At 70.6% G+C, this 8,734-nt stretch carries 9 protein-coding genes; 5 read left to right on the top strand and 4 right to left on the bottom strand.

Annotated elements, in window-relative coordinates; all coding sequences use genetic code 11:
• The coding region (gene nadC / locus ACFQ4O_RS12475; RefSeq protein ID WP_378776019.1) for a carboxylating nicotinate-nucleotide diphosphorylase at positions 1 to 704 on the top strand (704 nt) is incomplete at its 5' end.
• A 438-nt stretch (positions 705 to 1,142) separates the two neighbouring features.
• Here nadC and ACFQ4O_RS12470 read toward each other — a convergent pair.
• The 4 genes from ACFQ4O_RS12470 to ACFQ4O_RS12455 form a co-directional block, all read right to left on the bottom strand.
• The gene (locus ACFQ4O_RS12470; protein ID WP_378776018.1) at positions 1,143 to 1,601 is read right to left on the bottom strand and encodes a hypothetical protein; all 459 of its coding nucleotides are present in this window, start codon (positions 1,599 to 1,601) and stop codon (positions 1,143 to 1,145) included.
• 238 nt (positions 1,602 to 1,839) lie between these two features.
• The gene (locus tag ACFQ4O_RS12465) at positions 1,840 to 2,553 is read right to left on the bottom strand and encodes an ABC transporter ATP-binding protein (protein WP_378776017.1); all 714 of its coding nucleotides are present in this window, start codon (positions 2,551 to 2,553) and stop codon (positions 1,840 to 1,842) included.
• Entirely contained in the window at positions 2,550 to 3,302 is a 753-nt protein-coding gene (locus ACFQ4O_RS12460; RefSeq protein ID WP_378776016.1) for an ABC transporter permease, read from the bottom strand. The genes ACFQ4O_RS12465 and ACFQ4O_RS12460 overlap by 4 nt, the downstream gene beginning before the upstream one ends.
• A 10-nt stretch (positions 3,303 to 3,312) precedes the next feature.
• Complete coding sequence (locus tag ACFQ4O_RS12455) at positions 3,313 to 4,326, bottom strand: ABC transporter substrate-binding protein (RefSeq protein WP_378776015.1); 1,014 nt, start codon at positions 4,324 to 4,326, stop codon at positions 3,313 to 3,315.
• A 311-nt stretch (positions 4,327 to 4,637) separates the two neighbouring features.
• Between ACFQ4O_RS12455 and ACFQ4O_RS12450 the strand changes: the two genes are divergently transcribed.
• The 4 genes from ACFQ4O_RS12450 (at position 4,638) to ACFQ4O_RS12435 (ending at position 8,555) form a co-directional block, all read left to right on the top strand.
• Complete coding sequence (locus ACFQ4O_RS12450) at positions 4,638 to 5,855, top strand: ABC transporter substrate-binding protein (RefSeq protein ID WP_378776020.1); 1,218 nt, start codon at positions 4,638 to 4,640, stop codon at positions 5,853 to 5,855.
• A 101-nt stretch (positions 5,856 to 5,956) separates the two neighbouring features.
• On the top strand, positions 5,957 to 6,961 hold the full coding sequence (locus ACFQ4O_RS12445; RefSeq protein ID WP_378776014.1) for a YVTN family beta-propeller repeat protein: 1,005 nt from the start codon (positions 5,957 to 5,959) through the stop codon (positions 6,959 to 6,961).
• Positions 6,958 to 7,713, top strand: coding sequence for an ATP-binding cassette domain-containing protein (locus tag ACFQ4O_RS12440; RefSeq protein ID WP_378776012.1), 756 nt, complete (start codon positions 6,958 to 6,960; stop codon positions 7,711 to 7,713). The genes ACFQ4O_RS12445 and ACFQ4O_RS12440 overlap by 4 nt, the downstream gene beginning before the upstream one ends.
• A complete protein-coding gene (locus ACFQ4O_RS12435) occupies positions 7,710 to 8,555 on the top strand; it encodes an ABC transporter permease (protein WP_378776011.1) in 846 nt (281 codons plus the stop codon). The genes ACFQ4O_RS12440 and ACFQ4O_RS12435 overlap by 4 nt, the downstream gene beginning before the upstream one ends.
• The last annotated feature ends 179 nt before the right edge of the window (positions 8,556 to 8,734 follow it).

Below are 8,734 nucleotides of genomic sequence, written 5' to 3'. Positions count from 1 at the left end.
GGCTCGCGGGCCTGCCGCTGGCGCAGGCCGCCTTCGCGGCGCTCGATCCCGACATCCGCGTGGTGGCGGAGAAGGCGGACGGCGACGCGCTCCGCCCCGGCGACGTGATCGCCCGCATCGAGGGCCCGGCCCGGCCGGCGCTGTCGGCGGAGCGCACCGCGCTCAACTTCCTCGGCCATTTAAGCGGCGTCGCCACCGCCACCGCCGCCTTCGCCGACCGCATCGCCCACACCCGCGCGAAAATCTGCTGCACCCGCAAGACGACGCCGGGCCTCAGGGTGTTCGAAAAATACGCCGTGCGCTGCGGCGGCGGCGCCAACCACCGCTTCGGACTCGACGACGCTATCCTCATCAAGGACAACCACATCGCCGTGGCGGGTTCGATCGCGGCGGCGCTCGACGGCGCTAAGGCCTATGCGGGCCATCTGGTGAAGATCGAGATCGAGGTCGACACGCTTGACCAGCTCGATCAGGTCCTCGCCCACGGCGCCGCGGACGTTGTGCTGCTCGACAATATGGGGCCGGACGCCCTGCGCGAGGCGGTCGCCCGCGTCGCCGGCCGTCTGGTGACGGAGGCGTCGGGAAACGTCTCGCTGGAGACGGTGCGGGCCATCGCCGAAACCGGCGTCGACCTGATCTCCGTCGGCCGCATCACCCACTCCGCCCCCACCCTCGACCTCGGCCTCGACGTTGCGCTGGGCTGACGCGGGGGCCGGGGCGGCGGCGGCGTTCAAGGGCGTGGCGATGATCGGGGCTGGCGGGCGCTGGGCGGCTCGCGGCGGAACCCCCTCTTGTCCCGGCCTTGAGCCGGGACCCATTTCCGCTGACGCTTCCGGACGAAGCTCCACGGTCACAGCTCAATTCTGCAAGCGAAAACGCATCTGGGTCCCGGCTCAAGGCCGGGACAAGAGGGAGCGCGACGTCTCGGTCGTGTATCTCCACACCGCGCTGTTTTTCCCTCTCTTAGGGTACCGCGCAGATCGGCCCACTTTCTTGTCCCGGCCTTGAGCCGGGACCCATTTCCGCTGACGCTTCCCGATGACACTCCACGGTCGCAGCGCGATTCTGCGAGCAGCGGCGTTTCTGGGTCCCGGCTCAAGGCCGGGACAAGGGCGGTGGCGCCGGCTACCGCTGTCGCGCGGTCAGGGGCGCGGAGCCATGCCGTACTTTTCGAGCAGCGTCTGGCGGTAGGCGGCGTTGGCCTCGCCGTCGAGCGAGCGGGCCTTGGCGCGCTCCTCGCTGGTGATCGGAATTTCGCGATAGCCGCGCTCGGACAGGCAGGCGTCGCGGCGCTTGTACTTCGCGATCGTGTCGGAGATGCCCGCGCCGATCCCAGCGCCGACGCTGCCGGCCACGGACCCGTCGCTGTAGCCCTGCGGCGTCAACGGGCCTCGTTCGGCGATGTCCGTGCAATCCTTTTGATCGGCGTCCAACTGCGTGACGCCGACGCCCGGCTTCGCCCACATGCGCGGTGAGCCGCAACCGGCGAGCGCGACGGCCAGAACGGTGACGAAGGCGGCTTTGGCCCGCATGGCGGATGTTCCCCGAATCTCGTGCGCATCTGCTCGCAGACGTTGAGCCGGAAGCGTCGTCGGCGCCAAGCGATGACATGTGCGGGGGTGAGGAGCGTCTCGAACGCGACAACCTGCGGGATCATCGAGCGATGCTGTCACAGCCCCTTCTCTTGTCCCGGCCTTGAGCCGGGACCCAGACACGTCGGCGGCACAGAACTAAGCTGCGACCGTGGAGCGTCATCCGGAAGCGTCAGCGTTTCTGGGTCCCGGCTCAAGGCCGGGACAAGGAAGTGTGGGCCGCACTCTCGCGACAAGCCCTCTGGCCTTAACCGCCCGCGCCCCGGAACGCCTCCACCGCTTCCGGGCGGCGGCGGTCGTCGGGGGAGAGCGGGACCGCGCGGTCTTCGGCGATGCGGACCGGGGGGCCGGCGAGCGTGACGACGCGGTCGGCGAGGCGGACGGCTTCGCGGCTGTCATGGGTGACGAACAGGACCGTGGTCGGCCGGCGCGCCACAAGCTCGGCGAGGAGGTCGCGCAGGCGCTCGGCGTTGGCCTCGTCCAGCGAGACGAAGGGCTCGTCCATCAGCAGCAGATCCGGCTCCAGCGCGAAGGCGCGGGCCAGCGCCACCCGGCGCTGCATGCCGACCGACAGGCGCTCGGGATAGACGTCGGCGGCGTCGGCGAGCCCCATGTCGCCGAGCAGCGCCCGCGCGCGGGCGGCAGCCTCCGGCGTGGCGTCGAGCGGCAGCGTCACGTTCTCGATCACCGTGCGCCAGGGCAGCAGGCGCGGGTTCTGGAACGCGTAGCCGATGCGGGGCGCGCCGCCGCCGCCGGTGAAGCGGATCTCGCCCTCGAACGCCCGGTCGAGCCCGGCGATCATGTTCAGAAGCGTGGTCTTGCCGAGGCCCGAGGGGCCGAGCACCGCCACGAACGAGCCGTCCGCGATCTCCAGACGGAAGTCGCGGTAGAGCGCGCGTTCGGGCGCGCCGTCCTGCGCCGCAAAGGTCTTGGCGCGGATGTGGACCGTCACGCCGCTCATCGCCGCCACCTGTTGGCCGCGCGCTCCCACGGCTGCACCACGCCGATCTCGATCGCCTGCACGATCAGGCCGAAGGCCAGCGCATAAGCGAGGATGGTCGCAACATCGAACAGCTGGAACGCGGTCTGGAGCTCGAAGCCGACGCCGTTCGGGCGCCCCAGCAGCTCCACCACCAGCACGATCTTCCACACCAGCGCGAGGCCCGACCGGGCGGCGGCGGCGAAGAACGGGGCGAGCTGCGGCAGCACAACGTGGCGCAGCGTCTTCCAGCGTCCGAGCCGGTAGACCGACGCCATCTCCGCGAGGTCACGGCTGAGCGAGACCGCGCCCTCGCGCAGCGTCACGGCCACGTTCGGCACCTTGTTCACCGCCACCGCGGCGATCGCGGCCCATTCGTTCAGGCCGAACCACACATAGGCGAGGATGATGATGACCAGCGCCGGCAGGTTGAGGAACAGCGTCACCCACGGCCCGAGCAGCCTGTCGGCGGTGGGCGACAGGCCGAGCCAGACGCCGAGAACCGAGCCCAGAACCATGGCGAGCCCGAAGCTGACCGCGACGCGGGCGAGCGTGGCGCCGAGATTGAGCGCAAGCTCTCCGGAGGCCGCCGCGACGCTGAGCGCCTCCAGCACCTGCGGCGGCGAGGGCAGCAGCGACGACTGCGCGTAGACCGCCACCGCCCACCACACGGCGGCGAGCACGGCGAGCGACGCCGCCGACCAGCCGAGACGACCGAGAACGCCTGTCACGCGCGCCGCCTCACGCCTTGGGCGTGAAGAACAGGCCGGCGTCGAAGCGCGGGTTGCGGCCGACGAAGTCGGCGCCGCCCAGATCCGTCAGCAGGCCATAGAGGCGGTTGGCGCCGGCGAGGTCCGTCCCCGTCCACGGCCCGGCGATGCCGGCGCGGTAGTAGTCGCGCAGCTTCAGGAACTCGGCGTCGGTCTTCACCTGCATCGTGGGGCGCAGCCGCTCCCATGCGGCGTCGGAGGTCTTCAGCGTGGCGTTGGCGGCGGCGACGGCGCGGAAGAAGCCGTCGAGGGCCGGCCCGGCCTCCTTCTCCAGCGCCTCGCGCCAGATGAAGCCCACCAGCGGCGGCGGCGGATCGATGCGCAGCTGGCGCAGCAGATCGCCGACATCGATCAGGCGGCGGAAGCCCTCGGCGTCGAGCCGGGCCGCGAACGGCCAGAAGGTGAGCACGGCGTCGATCCGGCCGAGCCGAAGCTGCTCGGACAGCAGCGGCGGCGCGCCGAACACTGGCTCCAGCATGGCGCCGATGTCGCCTCCCACCTCCTCATGGGCGCGGGCGCGCAGCAGCAGCCAGCTCTTGTCGAGCGGGCCGCCGGCGACGCCGACCTTCTTGCCCTTCAGGTCCTTGAGCGCGGCGATGGGCGAGCCGGCCGGAACCATCAGCGCCCCGAGCGCGGAGGAGTAGGCGGCGAAGCGCAGCGGCTCGCCGTCGTTGCGCCGGCGCATGGCCCAGCCCCAGTCGCTGACGATGAGGTCCGCCTGCCCCGCCTGCAGCGCCACGGTGACGGCCTGGGTGGAGGCGAGCTCGGTGCGGGCCATGGCGAAGCCCTCGCGCCGGTCGAGGCCTTCCGCGGCGATCGTGTCCAGAAGCCAGCTCACGGTGCCGAACTTCAGCGTGGCGAGCGACAGCGGCCGCGCGGCCGATGCGGGACGGACGCCCGCAACCGCGGCCGCGACCGCCGCGGCGCCGAGCCCCAGCGCGCGGCGACGGTCGCAGCCCGCCTGTGCCACATGTGTGAGCGTCATGATCCCGGCTCCCTCCGCCCCGACGCCGGGCTTCGCGGCTTCGAACCGGTTTCCCGGCCGAAAGCGAGGCCTGCGACGCCGTCATCAGCACGATGTTACTGGCTTATGATTTTCTTATATATTGCATTCCGCCCTTCGAGGGGGTGGAATAGTTCCCGAACCGCGATACCACGTGGAAGAAATCATCGCCAAGGTCAAAACGACTTGGCCTATAGAACAGCGCGCGACGGACCCCACCGTCGCCGGGAGGATGAGCCGATGCCCCGCCCCGCCAATCCCACGCCCCGGACGGTCGCGTGACGCGCCTCGCCATGGCCCTGATGTGCGCCGCTGCGCTGGTGGCGACGCCGCTGCCGGCCGCCGCCCAGAGCGCGCCCGAGCAGCCGGCTGCCCAGCCGGCCGCGCCCGCCCCCAAGGCGGCCCCGCTGGAGTTCCGCTTCGGCGTGCTGCGCCATTTCCCGGCCCCGCCGCCGTGGTGGGATTCGCTCGCCACGCTGCCGCCCGAGGACGACGGCGTCGCGGGCGCGAAGCTCGGGATCGTCGACAACAACACCACCGGCCGCTTCCTGAAGCAGAACTTCGTGCTGGCGGAGGAGCTGGTGCCCCACGCCGACGATCCCATGCCCGCGTTCCAGCGGCTGGTGGACGGCGGCGCCAAGTTCATCGTGGTGGCGGCGCCCGCCGACGAACTGCTGAAGATGGCGGACGCGGTGAAAGGGCGGGACGTGATCCTGTTCAACGCCGGCGCGCGCGACGACGCGCTGCGGCAGGAGGACTGCCGCGCCAACATTCTCCACACCGCGCCGAACCGCGCCATGCTGACCGACGGGCTGGCGCAGTATCTCGCCGTGCGGCGCTGGACCAACTGGCTGCTGCTGACCGGCCGCACCGAGGACGACCGGAAGTACGCCGACGACGTGAAGCGCTCGGCCCGGAAGTTCGGCGCCAAGATCGTGGAGGAGCGGGTCTGGAACTTCGGCCCGGACGCGCGCGCCACCGCGCAGGCGGAAATCCCGGTCTTCACCCAGAACGCGACATACGACATCGCCGTCATCGCCGACGAGCTGGGCGAGTTCGGCGACCTGATCGGCTGGCGCACCTGGGACCCCCGCCCCACCGCCGGCACGCAGGGGCTGACGCCCACCACCTGGCACGTGACGCTGGAGAACTGGGGCGCCACGCAGCTTCAGAACCGGTTCTGGCGCCAGGCCAACCGCGGCATGCGGCCGCTCGACTTCCAGATGTGGCTCGCCATGCGCACCATCGGCGAAGCCGCCTCGCGCACGAAGTCCAACGACCTGAAGACGCTGCAGGACTTCATCTTCGGGCCGGATTTCGAACTCGCCGGCTTCAAGGGCCAGTCCTTCAGCTACCGTCCGTGGGACCACCAGCTTCGCCAGCCGATCGTTCTGGCCCAGCCGGCCGCCATGGTCTCGGTCTCGCCGCAGGAGGGGTTCCTGCACCAGACCAACCCGCTGGACACGATGGGCTTCGACAAGCCCGAAAGCCGATGCTCCTTCGCGAAATAAACACCTGCATGACGCCGCGCGCCGCTCGCCGGCCGCGCGCGATCGCCTAGAACAGACGCGCGGAGCCGTGACAGGTCGCCGCCGCCCCATGGGAGAGACCGATGAGCATTCCTCCTGCCCGCCAGAGCGCCGTCCGGACGCGGCTGATGGCGGCGAGCTTCGGCCTCGCGGCGCTGGCGGGCTTCTCCGCCCCGGCCGCGGCGGAGAAGATCTTCGTCAGCAACGAGCGCGACCACACCATCACGGTGATCGACGGAGAGACGCTGAAGCCGGTCGAGACCATCAAGACCGGCCGCCGCCCCCGCGGCATCATCGCCTCGCCGGACGGCAAGCTGATCTATGTCTGCGCCAGCGACGACAACCGCGTCGAGGTCTATGACGCCGCCACCTACAAGCTGGTGCGCACCCTGCCGTCCGGTCCCGATCCGGAGCTGTTCGTGCTGCATCCGTCGGGCAATCCGCTCTACATCGCCAACGAAGACGACAACATGGTCACGATCGTGGACACCGCGACCGGCCAGAAGCGGGCGGAGATCCCCGTCGGCGTGGAGCCCGAGGGCATGGGCATCAGCCCCGACGGCAAGATCCTCGTGAACACGTCGGAAACGACGAACATGGCCCACTTCATCGACACCGCGACCAACGAGATCGTCGAGAACGTGCTGGTGGACAGCCGCCCGCGCGTGGCCGAGTTCCGGCCCGACAACAAGCATGTCTGGGTCTCGGCCGAGGTGGGCGGCACGGTGTCGGTGATCGACCCCAAGACCCATCAGGTGGTGAAGCGCCTGACCTTCGAGATTCCCGGCGTCACCGCCGAGGCGATCCAGCCGGTCGGCGTCCGCATCACCAAGGACAACAAGACCGCCTTCGTGGCGCTCGGGCCGGCCAACCGCATCGCCGTGGTGGACGCCGAGACCTTCGCGATCCGCAAATATCTGCTGGTCGGCCAGCGGGTGTGGCAGCTCGCCTTCTCTCCGGACGAGAGCCGGCTCTATTCCACCAACGGCAACTCCAACGACATCTCCATCATCGACGTGGCGTCCGAGAAGGTGACGAAATCCGTCACCACCGGCCGCTCGCCCTGGGGCGCGGTGGCCGTTCCGTGAGCCGCGCGCCCGCGCTGCAGGTGGAGCGCGTCAGCCACGCCTTCGGCGCGCGCAAGGCGCTGGACGACGTGAGCCTGGAGGCGCCGGCCGGCGCCTTCACCGCCTTGCTCGGCCAGAACGGGGCGGGCAAGACCACGCTGTTCTCGCTGGTGACGCGGCTCTACCACAACGATTCCGGCGCGATCCGGGTGGACGGCTTCGACGTGCGCCGCACGCCCTCCGACGCGCTGGCGCGGCTCGGCGTGGTGTTCCAGGCCCGCACGCTCGATCTGGAGCTGACCGTGCTGCAGAACCTGCAGTACCACGCAGCCCTGCACGGCATCGGCGGGCGGGCGGCCAAGGCCCTCGCCCGGGAGGCGCTGGCGCGGGTCGGTCACGCCGAGCGCGCCGACGAGCGCGTCTTCGCGCTGTCCGGTGGGCAGATGCGCCGCGTCGAGATCGCCCGCGCCCTGCTGCACGGGCCGAGCCTGCTGCTGCTGGACGAGCCCACCGTCGGCCTCGACATCGGCTCCCGGCGCGACATGCTGGCGGAGACGCGCCGCCTGATCGCCGAGGATGGCGTGGGCGTGCTGTGGGCCACCCATCTGGTGGACGAGATCGAGGCGGCGGACCGGGTGGTCGTGCTGCATCAGGGCCGGCTTCTGTTTTCGGGCGACGTGCCGGGCCTCAAGGCGCGCGGCGGCTCCGAGGACGTGGGCGCGGCCTTTCTGGCGCTGGTCGAGGCCGGCGCGAACCGGGACCGCGCCGCATGACCTCTCCGATCGCGCCCCGCGGCCTGACGCTGCGCGGCTATCTCATCTCGCTCTGGGGCGTGGTGTGGCGCGAGGGCCTGCGCTTCGTGCACCAGCGCGGACGCTTCCTCTCGGCGCTGGTGCGGCCGCTGGTGTGGCTGTTCATCTTCGCCGCCGGCTTCCGCGCCACGCTCGGCGTGTCGATCATGCCGCCCTACGAGACCTACGTGCTCTACGAGGTCTACATCGCGCCCGGCCTGATCGCGATGATCCAGCTCTTCAACGGGCTGCAGTCGTCGCTCTCCATGGTCTACGACCGCGAGGTCGGCGCCATGCGCATCCTGCTGGTCAGCCCCTATCCGCGCTGGCACCTGCTCGTCGCCAAGCTGCTCGCGGGCGTCGCGGTGTCGCTGCTGCAGGTCTACGCCTTCCTGCTGGTGGCGTGGTTCTGGGAGGTGCGGCCGGATTCGAACTGGGGCTATCTCACCGTGCTGCCGGCGCTGGTGCTGTCCGGCCTCATGCTCGGCGCCATGGGGCTCGCCATGTCGTCGCTGTTCAAGCAGCTCGAGAATTTCGCCAGCGTGATGAACTTCGTGATCTTCCCGATGTTCTTCGCCTCCTCCGCGCTCTACCCGCTGTGGCGGGTGCAGCAGTCGAGCGTGCTGCTCTACGACATCTGCCGCTTCAACCCCTTCAGCCACGCGGTGGAGCTGATCCGCTTCGCGCTGTACGGTCAGGTGGAGTGGACCTCGCTCGCGGTGGTCGCGGGCTGCGCCGCCGCGTTCCTCATCGCGGCCGTGATCGCCTATGATCCCTCCGCCGGCCTCACCGCCCGCCGCGGCGGGCCGGGCGGCGCGGCGTGACAACCCATAAAAAGCCTATGCGGCGCAAAGGCCGCTCCGGGAGAGCCGATCCCATGACCCCTGCCCCACGTTTCCGCCTCGCGCTGGCCGCCGCGTTCGCGCTCGGCGCGGCCGGCCTCGCCGGCGTTCCCGCCCAGGCGCAAGAGGCCCCCGCCGCCGGCCCGAAGACGCCTCTGCCG

It is taken from the genome of Methylopila musalis, assembly GCF_042679725.1.
GTDB classification, from domain to species: Bacteria; Pseudomonadota; Alphaproteobacteria; order Rhizobiales; family Methylopilaceae; genus Methylopila; species Methylopila musalis.
Note: the sequence above shows the minus strand (reverse complement) of the source record. Positions and strands in the feature narration are given on the sequence as shown.

Excerpts from the sequence above, each read along its gene's own strand:
- ACFQ4O_RS12455 (WP_378776015.1), bottom strand. The coding sequence starts at position 4,326 with ATGACGCTCACACATGTGGCACAGGCGGGCTGCGACCGTCGCCGCGCG.
- ACFQ4O_RS12450 (WP_378776020.1), top strand. The coding sequence starts at position 4,638 with ATGGCCCTGATGTGCGCCGCTGCGCTGGTGGCGACGCCGCTGCCGGCC.
- ACFQ4O_RS12445 (WP_378776014.1), top strand. The coding sequence starts at position 5,957 with ATGAGCATTCCTCCTGCCCGCCAGAGCGCCGTCCGGACGCGGCTGATG.
- ACFQ4O_RS12435 (WP_378776011.1), top strand. The coding sequence starts at position 7,710 with ATGACCTCTCCGATCGCGCCCCGCGGCCTGACGCTGCGCGGCTATCTC.
- ACFQ4O_RS12465 (WP_378776017.1), bottom strand. The coding sequence starts at position 2,553 with ATGAGCGGCGTGACGGTCCACATCCGCGCCAAGACCTTTGCGGCGCAG.